The organism is Phocaeicola coprocola, from assembly GCF_041333015.1.
Lineage (GTDB): Bacteria > Bacteroidota > Bacteroidia > Bacteroidales > Bacteroidaceae > Phocaeicola > Phocaeicola coprocola.
The window spans coordinates 1,729,685-1,748,827 of the sequence record NZ_JBGKGM010000001.1; the positions used below are offsets into that span (position 1 = coordinate 1,729,685).

Consider the following 19,143-nt stretch of genomic DNA (forward strand, 5'->3'; position numbering starts at 1 on the left):
AGTATGGCTAATACATTATTCGACAAGATATGGGATGCACACGTGGTGCAGAAGGTGGACGAAGGACCTACCCAGTTGTATATCGATCGTCTTTATTGCCATGAGGTGACCAGTCCTCAGGCTTTTGCGGGAATGCGTGCCCGTGGATTGAAATGTTTCCGTCCGGAAAAGATTTACTGCATGCCCGACCATAATACTCCGACACACGATCAGGATAAGCCTATCGAAGATCCGGTTTCGCGTACGCAGGTAGATACGCTTGCCAAAAATGCTGCCGATTTCGGACTGACTCATTTCGGTATGATGAACAAGAAGAATGGTATCATTCATGTGGTAGGTCCGGAAAGAGGACTTACTTTGCCGGGAATGACCATCGTATGTGGTGACTCACATACGTCTACTCACGGAGCGATGGGAGCAGTTGCTTTCGGTATCGGAACCAGTGAAGTAGAAATGGTAATGGCTTCTCAATGTATTCTTCAGGCTCGCCCCAAGACTATGCGTATTACCATCGACGGGAAACTGGGCAAAGGTGTGACAGCCAAGGATGTGGCACTTTATATGATGTCGAAAATGACAACAAGCGGTGCAACCGGATATTTTGTGGAATATGCAGGAGAAGCTATTCGCAGCCTGACCATGGAAGGACGTCTTACTTTGTGTAACCTGAGTATCGAAATGGGAGCACGTGGAGGTATGATAGCTCCCGATGAAGTAACTTTTGAATATATCAAGGGACGTGAGTATGCACCGAAGGGGGCTGAATGGGACAAGGCTCTCGCATACTGGAAAACGCTGAAGAGCGATGAAGATGCAGTGTTCGATAAAGAAGTTCGTTACGACGCTGCCGATATTCAGCCGATGATTACTTATGGAACCAATCCGGGAATGGGAATGGCTGTTACCGATCATATCCCTACTACTGAAGGTATGAGTGATGTAGAGAAAGGCTCATTCGAAAAATCCATGCAGTATATGGGCTTTCAGGCAGGTGAATCTTTGCTTGGTAAGAAAGTGGACTATGTATTCCTCGGAGCATGTACAAACGGACGTATCGAAGATTTCCGGGCATTTGCGTCTATCGTAAAGGGACGTAAGAAAGCCGACAATATTACAGCATGGCTTGTTCCTGGTTCGTGGATGGTAGACGAGCAGATTCGTCAGGAAGGTTTGGATAAAGTTTTGGAAGAAGCCGGTTTCGAAATCCGTCAGCCGGGATGTTCGGCTTGTCTTGCCATGAATGATGACAAGATTCCGGCAGGAAAATATTCCGTATCTACCAGCAACCGAAATTTTGAAGGACGTCAGGGACCAGGTTCTCGCACCTTGCTTGCCAGTCCGCTGACTGCAGCCGCCGCTGCTGTGACCGGAGTAATAACCGACCCCAGAACACTTATGTAATTCGTAAAATTGTGCATCATTATGAAACAGAAATTCAACATCATAACAAGTACTTGTATTCCTTTGCCTTTGGAGAATGTGGATACAGACCAGATTATTCCGGCACGTTTCCTGAAAGCAACTACCCGCGATGAAAAATTCTTTGGCGACAATCTCTTCCGCGACTGGCGTTATAATCCGGACGGTTCGCTGAATAAAGATTTTGTGCTGAACAATCCTACATATAGCGGACAGATTCTGGTTGCCGGTAAGAATTTCGGTAGTGGCTCCAGTCGTGAACATGCTGCATGGGCTATTGCCGGATATGGCTTTCGCGTAGTCGTATCGAGCTTCTTTGCCGATATTCATAAAAACAATGAACTGAACAATTTCGTATTGCCGGTAGTTGTCAGCGAGGCTTTCCTGAAAGAATTGTTCGATTCTATTTATGCCGATCCAAAAACAGAAGTCGAAGTCAATTTACCCGAACAGACCATTACCAATAAAGCGACAGGCAAGTCTGAAAAGTTTGAGATTAATGCATACAAGAAACATTGCCTGATGAACGGACTCGATGACATCGATTTTCTGGTAGAGAATAAAGATAAAATAGAGGCTTACGAAAAAGCTCGTAACTAATTAGATAAATTCAATGAACAATCATCCGAGAATAGAAATCATGGATACCACACTCCGCGACGGTGAACAGACCAGCGGAGTGTCATTCGTACCACATGAAAAATTAATGATAGCCCGTTTGCTGCTGGAAGACCTGAAGGTCGACCGTATTGAAATAGCTTCGGCACGTGTGTCCGAAGGAGAGGCGAAGGCAGTAAAAATGATTTGCGACTGGGCAGCTCGTCGGGGAATGTTATCTCGGGTAGAAGTGTTGGGCTTTGTCGACGGAAACATGTCTGTCGACTGGATTTACAATGCAGGATGCCGGGTTATCAATCTGCTGACAAAAGGATCTGAAAAACATTGTACGTTTCAGTTGAAGAAAACATTAGACCAGCATTTGGCAGATATTCTGGGTGTAGTCCGTTATGCTCATGGAAAAGGAATGGATGTCAATGTATATCTGGAAGACTGGAGCAACGGAATCAAAGATTCTCCCGATTATGTGTTTGGCCTGGTAGATGGACTGAAAGATTGCGGAATAAAACGTTTCATGCTTCCCGACACCTTGGGGGTACTGAATCCGTTACAGGTAATCGAGTTCATGAGGAAGATGAAAAAATGCTATCCCGACTTGCATTTCGATTTTCATGCGCATAATGATTATGATTTGGCTGTAAGTAATGTGCTGGCTGCCGTGCTGAGTGGAGTAAAAGGCTTGCATACTACTATCAACGGTTTGGGAGAGCGTGCCGGAAATGCACCGCTTGCCAGTGTACAAGCTATCTTGAAAGACCATTTCCATGCAATCACCAATATCGATGAAAGTCGTCTGAATGTAGTGAGCCGACTGGTCGAATCGTATTCAGGAGTTACCATTCCGGCAAATAAACCGATAGTGGGCGACAGTGTCTTTACTCAGGTAGCCGGTGTACATGCCGATGGTGATAATAAAAATAACTTGTACTGCAATGACTTGCTTCCCGAGCGTTTTGGCAGAATACGCGAATATGCGTTAGGTAAAAATTCCGGAAAAGCAAATATCCGGAAAAATCTGGAGAGTCTGGGACTTGAGCTGGATGAAGAGTCGATGAAGAAAGTAACCGACCGTATCATCGAGCTTGGAGACCGCAAAGAGCAGGTCACACAAGAAGATTTGCCCTATATTATATCTGATGTGCTGAAGCACGATACAGCAGAAAATAAGGTAAAACTTTTGAGCTATTTTGTAACCTTGGCAAAAGGTCTTAAACCGATGGCTACATTGAGTATAGAGATCAACGGAAAGGTTTATCAGGAAAGCTCATCCGGCGACGGACAGTATGATGCCTTTGTACGGGCGTTGCGTAAAATTTACAAAGGAACACAGGAACGTACATTCCCGATGCTGGTCAACTATGCGGTAACAATTCCTCCCGGAGGACGTACCGATGCCTTTGTTCAGACAGTTATTACCTGGAATTACGGTGACAGAGAGTTCCGCACCCGTGGATTTGATGCTGACCAGACAGAAGCAGCTATCAAAGCAACAATGAAGATGCTTAATATGATTGAAGATGAATATTCCAATTCGAATTGATTTTTTATCAAGTTAAATCATGAATAAAATGAAGTCTTGGCAAAGGTATATCCTGGTGTTTACCGTGTCGTTTACTTTGATTGTTTTTTTACGCAGGGTGATTCCTTGTGATGATATAAAAGATGGAAATTTATTGGTGAATTTGGTATTAGCATCTTTTCTGACTGGGTGTTTTATTATTATACATTATTTGTATAATATGTATAATAGAAGATTTAAAGATAAATAGACTATTTACTAAAGAATAAACAATAATTATGGATTTTAAGATAGCAGTGTTGGCTGGCGATGGAATCGGTCCTGAAATCTCTGTTCAGGGAGTAGATGTAATGTCGGCTGTATGTGAGAAATTTGGTCATAAGGTAAGTTACGAATATGCTTTGTGTGGTGCGGATGCAATTGATAAAGTAGGCGATCCGTTTCCGGAAGCAACTTATGAAATATGTAAGAATGCAGATGCTGTATTGTTTTCTGCCGTAGGTGATCCTAAATTCGACAATGACCCGACAGCAAAGGTCCGTCCGGAACAAGGATTGTTAGCCATGCGTAAGAAACTGGGACTGTTTGCCAATATCCGTCCGGTTCAGACATTCAAATGTCTGGTACACAAATCTCCGTTGAAGGCAGAACTTGTTGACGGTGCAGACTTCCTTTGCATCCGTGAGTTGACAGGAGGTATGTATTTCGGTGAGAAGTATCAGGACAACGATAAGGCTTACGATACAAATATGTATACACGTCCTGAGATTGAAAGAATATTGAAGGTCGGTTTTGAATATGCCATGAAGCGTCGCAAACACCTTACCGTAGTCGATAAGGCAAACGTACTTGCATCTTCTCGCTTGTGGCGTCAGATTGCTCAGGAAATGGCTCCTCAGTATCCGGAAGTTACTACAGACTATATGTTTGTTGACAATGCAGCTATGAAGATGATTCAGGAACCAAAGTTCTTCGATGTAATGGTGACAGAAAATACTTTCGGAGATATCCTTACAGACGAAGGATCAGTAATCAGTGGTTCTATGGGATTGCTTCCTTCAGCTTCTACAGGCGAAAGCACTCCGGTATTCGAACCTATCCATGGTTCATGGCCGCAGGCTAAGGGGTTGAACATTGCCAATCCGCTGGCACAGATTCTGTCGGTGGCAATGCTTTTCGAATATTTCGATCTGAAAGAAGAAGGTGCACTGATCCGCAAGGCAGTAGATGCATCACTCGATGCTTATGTGCGTACTCCTGAAATTCAGGTAGAGGGACAGCCTAAATACGGAACCAAGGAAGTTGGTGCATGGGTGGTCGATTACATTAAAAAAGCATGACAGTAAGAATCGTATCAGCTATTGTTTGATACCCAGAACCCCGAAAGTTTTTATGCTGACTTTCGGGGTTCTGTTTTTTTATAGTTCGGATACGTTTGTTGCTGATGAATCGGGTCAGAATTTTTTAACTCGGATATGGCAGTAAGGTTCTCCTCCTGTCTTATCGTAATAGTGCTGATGATATTCTTCTCCTTCCCAGAACGTTGTGGCGGGAGTGAGTTTCGTATTCACCTCATATCCTTTTTCCCTTAGCAGGGCGATGACAGCTTCTGCCTCTTCTTTTTGCTTGTCATTCAGATAAAATATCTCGCTGCGATACTGCGGACCGATATCAGGACCTTGTCCGTCGGTCTGTGCCGGATCGTGAATCTCAAAAAAGAGTTTACACAGTTCTGTAAACGATGTTTGTTCTGCATCAAATTCTACCAGTGTTGCTTCTGCATGTCCGGTAGTGTGTGCCTTTACTTCTTCATAAGCCGGATGTTCCTTGTGTCCGCCTATGTAGCCTACTGTGGAGCGTACCACTCCTTTGGCATGTTCAAACTGATACTGTGCTCCCCAGAAACATCCGCAGGCAAATATAGCTTTTTCCAGTTTCATGATAGTTCTTGTTTATAATGATTGTTCAAACTTACAAAAACTTTTTAATATACATCCCACTCCACAGATTATTCCATTACCTTTGCTTTCGAATTTAATTAAAATTATATCCGGATGAAAAGAATACTCCTGTGTTTGATATGTATTTTCTCGTTGCTGGGCAGTAAGGCACAATCGTATAATGAACTGGTGGAAAAAGCTATGGACTATACTTTCAAGGATAGTCTGCAACAAGCTGAGGAACTCTTTCGTGAGGCTTTGCGGCTCGATCCTTACAATGCCCGGAATGCGTTGCTTTTTTCTAACTTGGGAACCGTGCTGAAACGTCAGGGAAAGATAGACGAGGCAATAGATTCATATACGATGGCACTGAACATTACTCCTTATGCAACTGCCATTCTGCTGAATCGTGCCACACTTTATATGGAAAAGAATCTGACGGAAAAAGCCTATTTGGACTATTGCAATGTAATCGATCTCTTGCCGAACGATAAGGAGGCTCGTCTGTTTCGTGCTTATATCTATATGAAACGGCGACAGTATAAGGAAGCACGCATCGACTATAATGTGATACTGGGAATAGATGCCAAACATAAGGCTGCCCGTCTGGGACTGGCTATGCTGGATCAGAAAGAAGGACGGTATATCGCGGCACGCGATGGTATGAACCTGCTTATCGAAGACTATCCGAAAGATGCTTCCCTATATAAGATGAGAGCTAATCTGGAACTGGAGCAGAACTTGCCCGATGCTGCCTTGCTCGATTTGGAAGAAGCCTTGAAACTGGATGCCCGTGATGCTGATACGCATGTGATGATGGGAGATATTTATTTACAGATGGAGAAGAAACACGAGGCACGTGAGGCTTATGAGAAGGCTGTTTCGCTAGGTGTTCCTCGTATGGAACTGATGGAAAAATTGAAAAAGTGTAAGTAGTTGAAAACGAATAATTTGTCAGTTTACAAAAATTTTGCATGATATTTTTAAAAAACATGCAGAGATTTTCGGTAAAACGTCAGCATATTTTGGAAAAGATATGCTGACGTTTTATTATAATGCATCCCTGTCTTTTTTATGTCAGATATGATGTGCGGTCAGGTGGAGAAAATTTTTATTCGGACATTAACTTTTCAGGTTGTTTTGTCGGTAAAAAATACTGGCAAATAGTTGTATGGGTTATCTGGTAAACTTCCGGATGACCTCAATAAAGTCTTTTCCGTATTTATCTCTTTTATATTCACCGATACCACTTATTTCACCGAAAGCTTCTACCGTAGTAGGACGTGAAGAAGCCAGGAGATGGAGCGTCTTGTCCGAAAGAACAATGTAAGCCGGTATAGCCTGTTGGTCGGCAAGTTTTTTTCGTAACTGGCGAAGTTCTTCGAACAGCTGTTCGTCTTCGTTGTCGAATACCATAGGGGTAGGGAACAGTGCTTCTGTTGCAAGGGGCTGTTTTTGTTTTTTTCTCGTTCCTTTGGCAGCGTATTCTTCACGCTTAATAACTACCAGCAGGGCTCGTTCATGCCCGAACAGTACTTTTCTTCCGGCTTCGGTTATCTTCAGGTGGTTCTTTTCGTTGTAGGCAACCTCAAAATATCCCAGGTTCAACATTTGCAGCAGATAATCCTGCCAGTCGCGTGCCGGAATATCCCGTCCTACGCCGTAAGTTTTCAGCTTATCGTATCCCCGTTCGATGATTTCCTGTGTGGCTGCACCTCTCAGAATATCTATCAGCGTGTTGATAGATACTTGCTGGTCGGCACGTGCGATGCCGCTCAACGCCTTTTGTACAATAATTGTCCCATCGAAACGTTCGGGAGGATTACGGCATACGTCACAGTTACCACAATCGTGATCCATTGTTTCACCGAAATAGTTCAGTAAGATTCGTCGCCGGCAGATATCCGTTTCAGCATATTGCTGCATGCGGTTCAGTTTCTCCATATTGATTTCCTGCTGGTTGCTTTCGGCTGCAAATTTCGAGAGCAGGACGATATCGCCGAAAGAGTAAAACAGCAGGGTATCGCTGGGAAGTCCGTCGCGTCCGGCACGTCCAATTTCCTGGTAAAAACTTTCGATACTTTTAGGAAGGTTGTAGTGAATGACCCATCGTACGTTCGATTTGTCTATTCCCATGCCGAAAGCAATCGTTGCACAGACCACCTGAACACGGTCATTGATGAAATCATCCTGTGCAGCTTCACGTGCGGCAGTACTGAGTCCGGCATGATAGACAGCAGTTGCAATACCATGCTCTTCCAGCATTTCCGCCACCTTTTCGGTTTTGCTGCGGCTCATGCAGTAAATGATTCCACTTTCTCCGCGGTGTCGTGCAATGAAATCGAATATCGTACGCATTTTTTCTTTCTGCTGAAAACCTCGCTTGACGTCCAGACTCAGATTCGGACGGTCGAAAGAAGAGATGAAAATTTGAGGGTCTTTCATTGCCAGCTGTCTGATGATATCTTGTCGTGTAATTTTATCGGCTGTAGCAGTCAGTGCAACGACCGGAACATCCGGAAACTGCTGGCGAAGTATTTTCAACTGTGTATACTCCGGACGGAAATCATGTCCCCACTGTGAGATACAGTGTGCTTCGTCGATGGCGAACAATGAAATGCGGATATCCTTCATCAGAAAGTTGACCTCGCCCATGAGTCTTTCCGGTGAGATATATAGCAGTTTGACCCTTCCCTGCCTGCATTCGAAACGGATATTGGCATCTGTGGTCTCATCGTTCGTGCTGTTCAGGGCACGGGCAATGATGCCGTTTGCCTGCAAGCTTTCCACCTGGTCTTTCATCAGCGATATCAGGGGGGAAACTACAATGGCAGTTCCTTCCATGAGCAGAGCCGGAAGCTGGTAGCAAATAGATTTTCCGCCGCCGGTAGGCATGAGTACAAGTGTATCTTTTTTATGTAAAATTTGAGTGATGATTTCTTCTTGCAGTGGCCTGAATTGAGTGTATCCGAAGTATGATTTCAGCGTTTTTAGTATCATTTTCTATATTTATGTAATTAGCGGGCAAAGATAGTTCAATCTTTTAAAATATCGGTTATCTTTTATTTTTAGCCTGTTTTAAATGTAAAAAAATGATATTCTAGAAAAATAAACTCGTAAATATGTTGTAAAATACAAAAAGTCTTAGCAAATTTGTATAATTATAGTATTTCGGGGAGAAGAAACAACCATTATCTAAATATAAAGACAGATGAGAGAAGAGGAGAAATTAATGACCGAGCAAGGTCAAGTTTTAGAAAAAAAGCCCTATAATCTTCGGGAGAGGAAGATAAAGGACGCACCTTACCGTAACATGATTCGTGCCGAACTGGCTGATGAATTGTATGACCGAATTATGAACATTATTGTTCTTCAGAAGAAATACAAGGATCCTAATTATTCGGCGAAAGATCTTGCGAAAGAACTTAAAACCAATACTCGTTACTTGTCGGCTGTCATCAATTCCCGCTTCGGAATGAACTATTCATGCCTGGTAAATGAGTACCGAATCAAGGACGCTTTGCATATGTTGATCGACAAGCGTTATGCGGAAAAGAATGTAGAAGAAATCAGTGCAATGGTCGGTTTTGCCAACCGTCAGTCGTTTTATGCGGCTTTTTATAAGAATGTTGGCGAAACACCTAATAACTATAGAAGACGAAAACTGGAAAATAATAGGTAACGGTTAAAGAAAATAGAACTTATAAAAACAACAGATGTCATTCTAAACGGGAGAAAGTACATGCAAGGCTTTTCCGAGTATACTTTCTTTTCGTTTAGAATGACATTTAGTTTGAGGGCTTTTTATAAGTAGATAATGGATGGTTATAAAAAAGAAGAATATATATGTTGCAAGATTCATTTTCATATACAGTAGAACAGTTTGCGGATTTGCAGATTTTGCGTTACCGGGTTCCCGGATTTGAAAACTTGCCCTTACGGCGCAAGCAGTTGATTTATTATCTATCTCAGGCTGCTCTTGAAGGAAGAGATATATTGTTCGATCAGAACGGAAAATACAACTTGCAGATTCGTCGTCTGCTGGAAGCTGTTTATATACATTTCAAAGGTGACCGTACCAATGAGCAGTTTTTTGCACTGGAAGTTTATCTGAAACGTGTATGGTTTGCAAACGGTATTCATCATCATTATGCATGCGACAAGTTCGTACCGGCATTTACGTCTGATTACCTGGAAGAGGTTGTCAACTCACTGCCTGAAGAGGTGCTTCCGCTCGAAGAAGGTGAAACATGTCAGGCTATGTGCGATAAGCTGTTTCCGGTAATCTTCGATCCAAGCGTTATGCCCAAGCGGGTGAACCAGTCGGATGGCGAAGACCTGGTGCTCACTTCTGCTGCCAATTATTATGAAGGGATTACTCAGCAGGAAGCAGAAGCCTTTTATGCAGCCCAAAAGAAAGCAGACGATCAGGAACCGGTAATGTATGGTATGAACAGTCGTCTGGTAAAAGAAAACGGACACGTGTACGAACAGGTATGGAAAGTTGGAGGAATGTACTCGTCTGCCATTGAAAAAATTATTTCGTGGCTGCAAAAAGCTGAAGATGTAGCAGAAAATGACGCACAGCGCGAAGTTATCCGTCTGTTGATAGAGTTTTATCGCACAGGAGATCTGAAACTGTTTGATGCTTATTCCATAGCCTGGCTGAAGGATACTGACTCGTTGGTGGATTTTGTGAATGGCTTTATCGAAAGCTACGGCGATCCGCTGGGAATGAAAGCAAGTTGGGAATCGATTGTCAACTTTAAGGATATGGAAGCTACTCACCGTACAGAAACCATCAGCAGTAATGCCCAGTGGTTTGAAGACCACTCGCCGGTAAATGCCCGCTTCAAGAAAACAGAAGTGAAAGGCGTTTCGGCAAAGGTTATTACAGCAGCTATTCTGGCCGGCGATTTATATCCGTCGACTGCTATCGGTATCAATCTCCCGAATTCCAACTGGATTCGTAGTGTACATGGCTCGAAGTCGGTGACGATTGGCAATCTGACCGATGCTTATAACAAAGCTGCCCGAGGTAATGGTTTCCGCGAAGAATTTGTATATAGTGAAACAGAACGCCAGTTGCTTGAGAAGTATGCCGATATAACCGACGACTTGCATACTGATTTGCATGAATGTCTAGGGCATGGTTCAGGAAAACTGCTTCCGGGAGTAGATCCGGATGCTTTGAAAGCGCATGGTTCTACGATTGAAGAAGCACGTGCCGATTTGTTCGGTCTTTACTATTTGCCCGACGCTAAAATGATAGAACTGGGACTTGTGCCGGATGCTGAGGCTTATAAGGCTGAATATTATTCGTACATGATGAACGGCTTGATGACGCAGCTGGTACGTATAGAGCCCGGGTGTACGGTAGAAGAGGCACATATGCGCAACCGTCAGCTGATAGCTCGCTGGGCACTGGAACATGGACAGGCAGAGCATGTGGTGGAAATGGTGAACCGTGACGGAAAAACTTACGTACGTATTAACGATTATGCCAAGTTGCGTATGCTGTTTGGTAAACTGCTGGCCGAAATTCAGCGCATCAAGAGCGAGGGAGATTATGAGGCAGCCCGTCAGCTGGTTGAAACGTATGCCGTACAAGTAGATCCGGTATTGCATGCCGAAGTCTTGCAACGATATCGCAGTCTGCATCTGGCTCCTTATAAAGGTTTTGTCAATCCGGTGTATACGCCACAAACCGATGCGGAGGGAAACATTACCGATGTGCATATTTCTTATTCGGAAGGGTATGCAGAGCAGATGCTCCGATATAGCGGAGATTATTCTAATTTATAATATACTTCCGTTGTAGAATACGAAATCTGCAACGGAGGATTTTATGATTGCTTTTTATTATGGACAATAATATACACGAAACAATTAAAGATATCAAATCGAAATTCCGTCTTTTCATGAACGGCATGGTTTCGCAAAGCATGCGTGAAAAAGGGATGGAGTACAAACTGAATTTCGGTATTGAATATCCCCGTATCAAGGAGATAGCTGCGGGATATGAGCCCGATCATGAACTGGCTCAGGCACTGTGGAAGGAAAATATCAGAGAATGTAAGATTCTGGCAGGTCTGCTTCAGCCGGCAGATACGTTTTATCAGGAAATAGCTGATATCTGGATAGAGGGTATGGACTATCCTGAACTGGCAGAATATACGGTGATGAATCTGTTCCAGCGTTTGCCTTATGCATCGGAAGTTGTGTTCCGTTGGATGGCAGATGAACGCGAGATGTTCCAGCTTTGTGGCTTTTTACTGATGGCACGTTTGTTGATGAAAGGAGAAAAACTGAATGAGCGTGCTGAGGCTGAATTTCTGGATCAGGCCTGTACGGCTGTGGAAGGAGATTGCGGTCCGGTTCAGAAGGCGGCATCCGTGGCATTGCGCAAGTATGCACACCAGTCGCGTGACAATAAAAGAACCGTAAGCAAGCAGTTGGGTATCTGGGCAAAATCGGAGAAGCCGGCTGTCAGGGCATTGGCAGAAGAGATTAAGGCAGATTTGGAATTCTGATGTTTTAGAGATCCCTGATTAGAGAAATTTTTCTTTTATTGTTTTTCTTAATTGCATAAAAAAGATTAACTTTGAACCCTGAACGAATTACCGGATGGAAGAGAATATAAAAGATAAAGCAAAACAGATTCTGACGGATTATCTTCAGAAGAACGGGCATCGGAAGACACCCGAGCGTTATGCTATACTCGATACAATCTATACCATAAAGGGACATTTTGATATAGATATGCTCTATTCCTATATGGCTGAAAAAGAAAAGTTCCGTGTAAGTCGTGCTACTCTTTATAATACAATCATACTCCTGATTGATGCGGGGCTGGTGATCAAACATCAGTTCGGCAATACTTCACAGTACGAACGTTCGTACAACAATGAAACCCACCATCACATGATATGCACCTCGTGCGGGAAAGTGTCTGAATTTGAAGATGAAACTTTGAAGCAGGCTATTGCCGACACAAAGTTGAAAGGTTTTCATGCTTCGCACTATTCCTTGTACATATACGGGTTGTGCAACAAGTGTATGGCGGCTAAACGTAAGAAAAGTAAATAAACTTATTATAAAAGTTGGAAATCATGAAAGTAGATGTTTTGCTAGGTTTACAATGGGGCGACGAAGGAAAAGGGAAAGTAGTCGATGTCTTGACTCCGCGCTATGATGTTGTTGCTCGTTTTCAGGGAGGACCGAATGCAGGTCATACTCTTGAATTTGAAGGTCAGAAATATGTACTCCGCTCTATTCCTTCCGGAATATTTCAGGGAGATAAAGTAAATATTATCGGAAACGGTGTTGTTCTTGATCCGTCTTTGTTCAAGGCAGAAGCCGAAGCGCTGGAAGCAAGCGGTCATCCTTTGAAAGAACGTTTGCACATTTCAAAGAAGGCTCATTTGATTTTGCCTACTCACCGTATTCTGGATGCTGCTTATGAGGCTGCAAAAGGAGCTTCTAAAGTAGGTACTACAGGTAAGGGTATCGGTCCTACTTATACTGATAAGGTAAGCCGTAACGGACTTCGTGTAGGAGATATCCTGCATAACTTTGAAGAAAAATATGCAGCAGCTAAAGCTCGTCACGAACAGATTCTGAAAAGCCTGAACTATGAGTATGACATTACCGAACTGGAAAAACAGTGGATGGAAGGTATTGAATACTTACGTCAGTTTAATTTGGTAGACAGCGAACATGAAATCAATAATTTGCTGAAAGCAGGCAAGAGTGTGTTGTGTGAAGGTGCTCAGGGTACAATGCTGGATGTTGACTTCGGTTCTTATCCGTTTGTTACTTCTTCTAACACAATTTGTGCCGGTGCTTGTACAGGTCTGGGTCTTGGCCCGAATAAAATCGGTGAAGTGTATGGTATCATGAAAGCTTACTGTACACGTGTTGGAGCAGGACCGTTCCCAACAGAATTGTTCGATGAAACAGGTAAGACTATCCGCGATCTGGGACACGAATATGGTGCAGTAACTGGTCGTGAACGTCGTTGCGGTTGGGTTGACCTGGTAGCTTTGCGTTATGCTATTATGGTGAATGGAGTTACTCAGCTGATTCTGATGAAGAGCGATGTGCTCGATGGATTTGAAACCATCAAGGCTTGTGTAGCTTATAAGGTTAATGGTGAAGAAATCGATTACTTCCCATTCGATATTACCGAAGGAGTTGAACCTGTATATGTAGAAATGCCGGGTTGGAAGACCGACATGACTAAGATGACAAGTGAAGATGAATTCCCAGAAGAATTCAATGCTTATATTGCTTTCCTTGAAGAACAGTTGGAAACTCCTGTCAAGATTGTGTCTGTAGGTCCGGACCGTGCACAGACTATCGAACGTTACGTTGAAGATTGATTCGGAAATCTGAGATATAATAAATAATATAACGAAAGCCCGTTGGTAATATTCCGACGGGCTTTGTTTTTATCTTTCTAATAAAGCAGGCATACACAGTATTTCTGTGGTGCTTTCAGGGAGATTACTTTTCCTCCTTTTAGACGTGTCTGCTCTTTTCTGAATATTTCTCCGTTTACCGGATTGATCCATACTATCTTGTATGTCTTCCGGTCATGACTCAGGTCCAGGTGGATATCTGTTTCAAGACAATATACGAGGTATCCCTTTTGGGCTTTTCCCATCACCCATTGCCGGTTGCTTTCCGTAAGTGAAGCGACAGGCTGAAACTTTGAAGCCAGTGTATATACATCCATAGCTTCGATAGGAGGAACTTTTGCCAGTGAACCGCCTGCCATGAAAACAGCCCAGTTGGCTGCATTACCTTCGACGTTGCGTGGCATGGCAGCGTTGTAGGTTACCGCTTTTTCCGGATAACGGGAACGATATTCGTATACAGCCCGATAAATGCTTTCACAAGACGTTGTACCGGGATCGATGAGTCGTGCCCACTGTCGGGGAGCCAGACTACATCCTCCTTGGGGCTCATACAAGCTTCCGTCGTTACGATAGTGCCATTGCCGGATGTCGATGATGTCTACCATTTTCTTATAGAGAGAATCTTGCAGAACGGCATCCTGCACATCCTTGGTTGCAGTCAGAGCTACCAGTTGATGGTTGGGGCAGGAAGCGATTTCTTCCAGCCAGAACTTCATGAAATGTAACGGACCGGTATATTCCATTCCGATGCTGTGTATGACTCCATTGTTGTCGTGGAACGTATTAACGCTTTGTCGGATAAACAACTGATGATATTTTCTGATAACCGGACGGGTGATGTCATAAAATTGTTCGGCCATATATACACGCTTGTCGCCTGCAAACAATGTTTTCTCGGGGAATCCAAGATTGTTGATGTTGTTTGCCGAACGCCAGGGATAGTCACACCAGTGCGCTCCTTCTTCTATGATATTATGCTGGTTGTAATGGTCGTGCCAGAGTAACAGATTCTTTCTGTCGGCAAGGTCGACAAACTGTTTGAGTCTGTACCAATACCAGGGATTGAATTTATTTAAATCGTATTTACTCAGTCGGTCTTGCGCTTCTCCTGTTCCACTGCGACTGTATGGATATTCGTTGAAAGGAGCCCAGACCTCCGAGTCAGCCTGCATGTTCCGTTCATGATCGTTTCGCCGGCGTTCGTACCATAATCCCGTGCGGTGGTGCAACACATGGCTTCCCGATGCTTCCAGTTGCCGGGCAATGCTGTCCGGTTCTTCCGTATATCCGTGTCCGGTTCTTCCCGGATAAAAAAGTGTGAGTGAACCAATGCCCTGCCATCCTGTTGTTCTCGGTTCCGACTTATGTGGATAAGTGCCTCTGGTCATAATCTGACTTCCTCGTGTCACCCATCCGTTGCGGATAGTGAGTGGAGCAGACTTTACGGCATCAGTATGTTCTTTTCTCGGTTTATATTTTACTTGTGAAACTTCCGGAATGTCATGTATGCTGCAATCTATTGGGTATGACACAATCATGCTGTCTATCCATTTATCCATTCGGATATCAGGATGTAATGATTGCTTAGACATCCATGCTGCATATTCTACCGTAGGTTTGGCTGTTTCGAGTGTCTGATAGACAAAAATCTTATTTTCTTCCAGCTCTTGTTTCTTCCCTGTACGTTCTGTCAGCTGTGCGTAAAATATGCTTTCCGGTTTTATGAATGTATGGGATAACTGATAATATCCGTTGCCGTAAGGCTGAGTCCACATACCATAAGCCCAGTTGTGTGCTGTCGGAGGGGTAACACAGTGAGTCTGTGAAGCCCGACCTTGCCAGAAAAGAGAATTGGCGGCTGTCCATCCTGCTCCCTGATCGGATATGTCGCGATAGCCATACTCCAGGTTTCCCCCGGATACGGTAATCTTGTCCATCAGAATACCGTTCGAAAATCCTCCGGTAGACCCGCTGAAACTGTAAGGACATTCCGAATGACATTGTACAAAGGCATTGGGCCCCGGCACACCTTTTCCGACACTGAAATCACGATAGCCGTTTTCGGAATAGCAACGCTGGAAAAGTGTTTGCTGGCCGAGAGTGTGAAAGGCATACCGCCTATGATTTGCTATTTCTGAAACCGGCTCCAGAAACTTACAGTCTTCTACGGTTATCTGGCTGCTTCCTTCCAGCAACATCACTGCCGAACCGGCAAAATGCTTGGCTGTTACTCTTCTTACCCATCCGTCTTGTATGTGATTGAAAGTAATAGCCTGCCAGCGGTGATTTTCATCTTTGGGATTGGCCGCATCAAAATCGGAAATGCAGCATAAGTTTTCTATACCTATATTATATATATGTCCGGTCCATTTCAGGGGAGTGACATATCCTCCTCCATATTCAGGATCAAGGCTCATGGTAATTGGCACGTCTATTTCGATACCTTCCTTACTGACTTGAGTGACATTACGTTCCCATGCCATTGTATACTGTCCGGGCTGCCATTTCGAAAAGTTGTACTCCTGCTGGTTACCCAGACGGTCTGTTCCTAGCTCTGCAAGCCACTCGGGAGTACACGGGCGTATTACTCGTATTTTATCTCCAACCTTTAAATGCTTGTCGGCCGAAGCTAAAGGAATGAAAGTTGCATTTACAGGAACATATTTGTCGGAAACTTTCAGGCTGTCGGATGTTTCGGCATTGTCATATCCCAGTATACGGATTAATTCGTTTTTTGTAAATCCTTTTGCTTGCAAAACTGTTCCTCCTGAAGCGTTGCATCCGCTACCACGTAGTACAATACCACTTTTGCGTATCAATAACTGTCCTTCGATGTGGTATATGCCCGGAAGCAACTGTATAGCTCCCCGGAACTGATTATCCTGCAAGGGGAGAGAACTGACATAATCAATTGCCCGCTGGATGACGGCTGTTGCATCACCTTGAGGCGGATGAACATAAACTTTGGCTTCTATATAAGGAATGGGATGTTCCGATCGCTGATATCCGCAATATGAAAAATCAGGAACCCGGTCGCCGTTAGGGTAAGCATAATATACGATTTTTCCTTCTTCCGTTATGTGGATAGGCATGCCCGGATGTGTTTTAAAATGTCCGCTTGAGTGACAGCAAATACATATGCCGGCGGATAATAGAAGAAATTTTTTTGTCGCGTTTTTCATAAATAAGTAATATAATGATTGATTTGTATAAGCAAATGTATAAAATAAAAGGAAATAAATGCTACCTTTGCCTGCACTTTGTAAAGTTGGAACGAATATATGATTTCTATTGAAGGACTGAAAGTTGAGTTTGGAGTTACTCCTTTGTTCGAGGATGTTTCATTTGTTATAAATAAGAAAGACCGTATAGCATTAGTAGGTAAAAATGGTGCGGGAAAATCGACCATGCTGAAGATTCTGGCAGGCCTGCAACAACCTACTGAAGGTAATGTTGCTGTACAGCGAGGAGTGACAATCGGATATTTGCCTCAGGTGATGATTCTGAGTGATACGCGTACGGTAATGGCTGAGGCCGAAATGGCATTCGAACATATATTCGAGTTACAGGATAAGTTGGCAAAAATGAATCAGGAACTTGCCGACCGTACGGATTACGATTCGGAAAGTTATCATGAGCTGATAGATCGGTTTACTCACGATAACGAACGCTTCCTGATGATGGGCGGTACAAATTACAGAGCGGAAATAGAACGTACCTTGGTCGGACTCGGATTCAGCCGGTCTGATTTTGATCGTCCTACCAGTGAGTTCAGTGGAGGATGGCGTATGCGTATTGAGCTGGCAAAGCTGTTGTTACGCCGCCCTGATGTATTGTTGCTGGACGAGCCGACCAACCATTTGGATATTGAAAGTATTCAATGGCTGGAAAACTTCCTGAAAATGAGTCCCGGTGCTGTTGTGCTGGTCAGTCACGACCGTGCTTTCATCAATAACGTAACAAACCGGACTATCGAGATATCTTGTGGACGTATTTATGACTATAAGGTTGCTTACGATGAATTTGTCGTCCTCCGTAAAGAACGTCGCGAACAGCAGTTGCGTGCGTACGAAAATCAGCAGAAGGAGATAAAAGATACTGAAGACTTTATAGAGCGTTTCCGCTATAAAGCGACAAAAGCCGTTCAGGTACAAAGCCGTATCAAGCAACTGGAGAAAATAGTTCCTATTGAAATAGATGAAGAAGATAACTCAGCACTTCGTTTGAAATTTCCTCCTGCCATGCGTTCCGGCAATTATCCGGTAATTTGCGAAGGGGTAAAGAAAGCATATGGCGACCATGTTGTGTTTCATGATGTAACCTTGACTATCAATCGTGGAGAGAAAGTTGCTTTCGTTGGAAAGAACGGTGAAGGTAAGTCAACTCTCGTGAAATGTATCATGGATGAAATTCCATACGAAGGAAAGCTGGTAATAGGACACAATGTACAGATCGGCTATTTTGCGCAGAATCAGGCGCAGCTGCTTGATGGAAATCTGACTGTTTTTGATACGATAGATTCTGTAGCCAAAGGAGATATACGCTTGAAAATACGCGATATATTGGGGGCATTTATGTTTGGCGGGGAAGCTTCCGACAAGAAAGTAAAGGTGCTTTCGGGAGGGGAGCGGAGCCGACTGGCGATGATAAAACTGTTGCTGGAACCGGTAAACTTCCTGATACTGGACGAACCTACCAACCACTTGGATATGCGTTCCAAGGATGTGCTGAAAGAGGCTATCCGTGAATTTGACGGTACGGTGATAGTAGTTTCTCACGACCGTGAATTTTTGGACGGACTGGTTACAAAGGTTTATGAGTTTGGAGGAGGTGTAGTGAAAGAACATATTGGAGGGATTTACGATTTCTTGCAGAAAAAGAAAATGGAAAACCTCAATGAACTTCAGCTTTCTCAGTCGCCTACTGTTTCTGCTGCGAAGAAAGAAGAACCGGTACAGGCCAGTGACAATAAACTTTCGTACGAAGCACAGAAAGAGCAGAACAAAAAAATCCGTAAACTGGAAAAACAGGTTGCGGATTGTGAAACGCTTATTGAACGTCTGGAAAAAGAAGTTGCCGAACTGGAAGAACGGATGGCTACTCCAGAAGGGGCATCGGATATGAAATTATACGAACAGCATCAGCAACTCAAAAAACAGATTTCGGATGCTGAAGAAGAATGGGAGAATGTTTCTCTTGAACTGGAAGAACTTAAAAGTTAAAA

General features: G+C 43.7%; 14 protein-coding genes. 11 read left to right on the forward strand and 3 right to left on the reverse strand.

Annotated elements, in window-relative coordinates; genetic code table 11:
* The first annotated feature begins 3 nt into the window (after window positions 1-3).
* From leuC to leuB, 4 genes are all read left to right on the forward strand, one after another.
* Complete coding sequence (gene leuC / locus ACDG22_RS07135) at window positions 4-1,401, forward strand: 3-isopropylmalate dehydratase large subunit (RefSeq protein ID WP_007566940.1); 1,398 nt, start codon at window positions 4-6, stop codon at window positions 1,399-1,401.
* Between the two features lie 21 nt (window positions 1,402-1,422).
* Window positions 1,423-2,019 carry a 3-isopropylmalate dehydratase small subunit gene (gene leuD / locus ACDG22_RS07140; protein ID WP_007566937.1) on the forward strand — a complete coding sequence of 199 codons (597 nt, stop codon included), beginning with the start codon at window positions 1,423-1,425 and terminating at the stop codon, window positions 2,017-2,019.
* 13 nt (window positions 2,020-2,032) lie between these two features.
* Window positions 2,033-3,577 carry an alpha-isopropylmalate synthase regulatory domain-containing protein gene (locus ACDG22_RS07145; RefSeq protein WP_007566935.1) on the forward strand — a complete coding sequence of 515 codons (1,545 nt, stop codon included), beginning with the start codon at window positions 2,033-2,035 and terminating at the stop codon, window positions 3,575-3,577.
* Between the two features lie 257 nt (window positions 3,578-3,834).
* Window positions 3,835-4,896 (forward strand): 3-isopropylmalate dehydrogenase, encoded by a 1,062-nt coding sequence (gene leuB, locus ACDG22_RS07150; RefSeq protein ID WP_007566931.1) that lies wholly within the window; start codon window positions 3,835-3,837, stop codon window positions 4,894-4,896.
* 114 nt (window positions 4,897-5,010) lie between these two features.
* Here leuB and msrA read toward each other — a convergent pair whose 3' ends face one another.
* A complete protein-coding gene (gene msrA / locus ACDG22_RS07155) occupies window positions 5,011-5,496 on the reverse strand; it encodes a peptide-methionine (S)-S-oxide reductase MsrA (RefSeq protein ID WP_022126009.1) in 486 nt (161 codons plus the stop codon).
* Between the two features lie 114 nt (window positions 5,497-5,610).
* Between msrA and ACDG22_RS07160 the strand changes: the two genes are divergently transcribed.
* Window positions 5,611-6,432 (forward strand): tetratricopeptide repeat protein, encoded by an 822-nt coding sequence (locus ACDG22_RS07160; protein WP_022126010.1) that lies wholly within the window; start codon window positions 5,611-5,613, stop codon window positions 6,430-6,432.
* A gap of 240 nt (window positions 6,433-6,672) precedes the next feature.
* On the opposite strand, the gene recQ is transcribed toward ACDG22_RS07160, so the two are convergent.
* Window positions 6,673-8,493 (reverse strand): DNA helicase RecQ, encoded by a 1,821-nt coding sequence (recQ, locus tag ACDG22_RS07165; protein ID WP_040311837.1) that lies wholly within the window; start codon window positions 8,491-8,493, stop codon window positions 6,673-6,675.
* Between the two features lie 214 nt (window positions 8,494-8,707).
* Here recQ and ACDG22_RS07170 point away from each other — a divergent pair, with 214 nt between their 5' ends.
* From ACDG22_RS07170 to ACDG22_RS07190, 5 genes are all read left to right on the forward strand, one after another.
* Entirely contained in the window at window positions 8,708-9,178 is a 471-nt protein-coding gene (locus ACDG22_RS07170; protein WP_007566926.1) for a helix-turn-helix domain-containing protein, read from the forward strand.
* Between the two features lie 164 nt (window positions 9,179-9,342).
* Window positions 9,343-11,301 (forward strand): dipeptidyl-peptidase 3 family protein, encoded by a 1,959-nt coding sequence (locus ACDG22_RS07175; protein WP_178269871.1) that lies wholly within the window; start codon window positions 9,343-9,345, stop codon window positions 11,299-11,301.
* 59 nt (window positions 11,302-11,360) lie between these two features.
* The gene (locus ACDG22_RS07180) at window positions 11,361-12,029 is read left to right on the forward strand and encodes a DNA alkylation repair protein (RefSeq protein WP_178269870.1); all 669 of its coding nucleotides are present in this window, start codon (window positions 11,361-11,363) and stop codon (window positions 12,027-12,029) included.
* A 94-nt stretch (window positions 12,030-12,123) separates the two neighbouring features.
* Entirely contained in the window at window positions 12,124-12,585 is a 462-nt protein-coding gene (locus ACDG22_RS07185) for a Fur family transcriptional regulator (RefSeq protein WP_007566923.1), read from the forward strand.
* Window positions 12,586-12,608: 23 nt separating this feature from the next.
* Window positions 12,609-13,880: an adenylosuccinate synthase gene (locus ACDG22_RS07190; RefSeq protein ID WP_007566922.1), complete on the forward strand. Its 1,272-nt coding sequence runs from the start codon at window positions 12,609-12,611 to the stop codon at window positions 13,878-13,880.
* 77 nt (window positions 13,881-13,957) lie between these two features.
* On the opposite strand, the gene ACDG22_RS07195 is transcribed toward ACDG22_RS07190, so the two are convergent.
* Window positions 13,958-17,011, reverse strand: a complete 3,054-nt coding sequence (locus ACDG22_RS07195; protein WP_270672926.1) for a DUF6298 domain-containing protein — start codon at window positions 17,009-17,011, stop codon at window positions 13,958-13,960.
* Window positions 17,012-17,200: 189 nt separating this feature from the next.
* Here ACDG22_RS07195 and ACDG22_RS07200 point away from each other — a divergent pair, with 189 nt between their 5' ends.
* Complete coding sequence (locus ACDG22_RS07200) at window positions 17,201-19,141, forward strand: ABC-F family ATP-binding cassette domain-containing protein (RefSeq protein ID WP_022126014.1); 1,941 nt, start codon at window positions 17,201-17,203, stop codon at window positions 19,139-19,141.
* Window positions 19,142-19,143: the final 2 nt, after the last annotated feature.

What these genes read in the sequence shown, in the direction of transcription:
- leuC (WP_007566940.1), top strand. Translation starts at nt 4, where the DNA reads ATGGCTAATACATTATTCGACAAGATATGGGATGCACACGTGGTGCAG.
- leuD (WP_007566937.1), top strand. Translation starts at nt 1,423, where the DNA reads ATGAAACAGAAATTCAACATCATAACAAGTACTTGTATTCCTTTGCCT.
- ACDG22_RS07145 (WP_007566935.1), top strand. Translation starts at nt 2,033, where the DNA reads ATGAACAATCATCCGAGAATAGAAATCATGGATACCACACTCCGCGAC.
- leuB (WP_007566931.1), top strand. Translation starts at nt 3,835, where the DNA reads ATGGATTTTAAGATAGCAGTGTTGGCTGGCGATGGAATCGGTCCTGAA.
- msrA (WP_022126009.1), bottom strand. Translation starts at nt 5,496, where the DNA reads ATGAAACTGGAAAAAGCTATATTTGCCTGCGGATGTTTCTGGGGAGCA.
- ACDG22_RS07160 (WP_022126010.1), top strand. Translation starts at nt 5,611, where the DNA reads ATGAAAAGAATACTCCTGTGTTTGATATGTATTTTCTCGTTGCTGGGC.
- ACDG22_RS07170 (WP_007566926.1), top strand. Translation starts at nt 8,708, where the DNA reads ATGAGAGAAGAGGAGAAATTAATGACCGAGCAAGGTCAAGTTTTAGAA.
- ACDG22_RS07175 (WP_178269871.1), top strand. Translation starts at nt 9,343, where the DNA reads ATGTTGCAAGATTCATTTTCATATACAGTAGAACAGTTTGCGGATTTG.
- ACDG22_RS07180 (WP_178269870.1), top strand. Translation starts at nt 11,361, where the DNA reads ATGGACAATAATATACACGAAACAATTAAAGATATCAAATCGAAATTC.
- ACDG22_RS07185 (WP_007566923.1), top strand. Translation starts at nt 12,124, where the DNA reads ATGGAAGAGAATATAAAAGATAAAGCAAAACAGATTCTGACGGATTAT.
- ACDG22_RS07190 (WP_007566922.1), top strand. Translation starts at nt 12,609, where the DNA reads ATGAAAGTAGATGTTTTGCTAGGTTTACAATGGGGCGACGAAGGAAAA.
- ACDG22_RS07195 (WP_270672926.1), bottom strand. Translation starts at nt 17,011, where the DNA reads ATGCCTATCCACATAACGGAAGAAGGAAAAATCGTATATTATGCTTAC.
- ACDG22_RS07200 (WP_022126014.1), top strand. Translation starts at nt 17,201, where the DNA reads ATGATTTCTATTGAAGGACTGAAAGTTGAGTTTGGAGTTACTCCTTTG.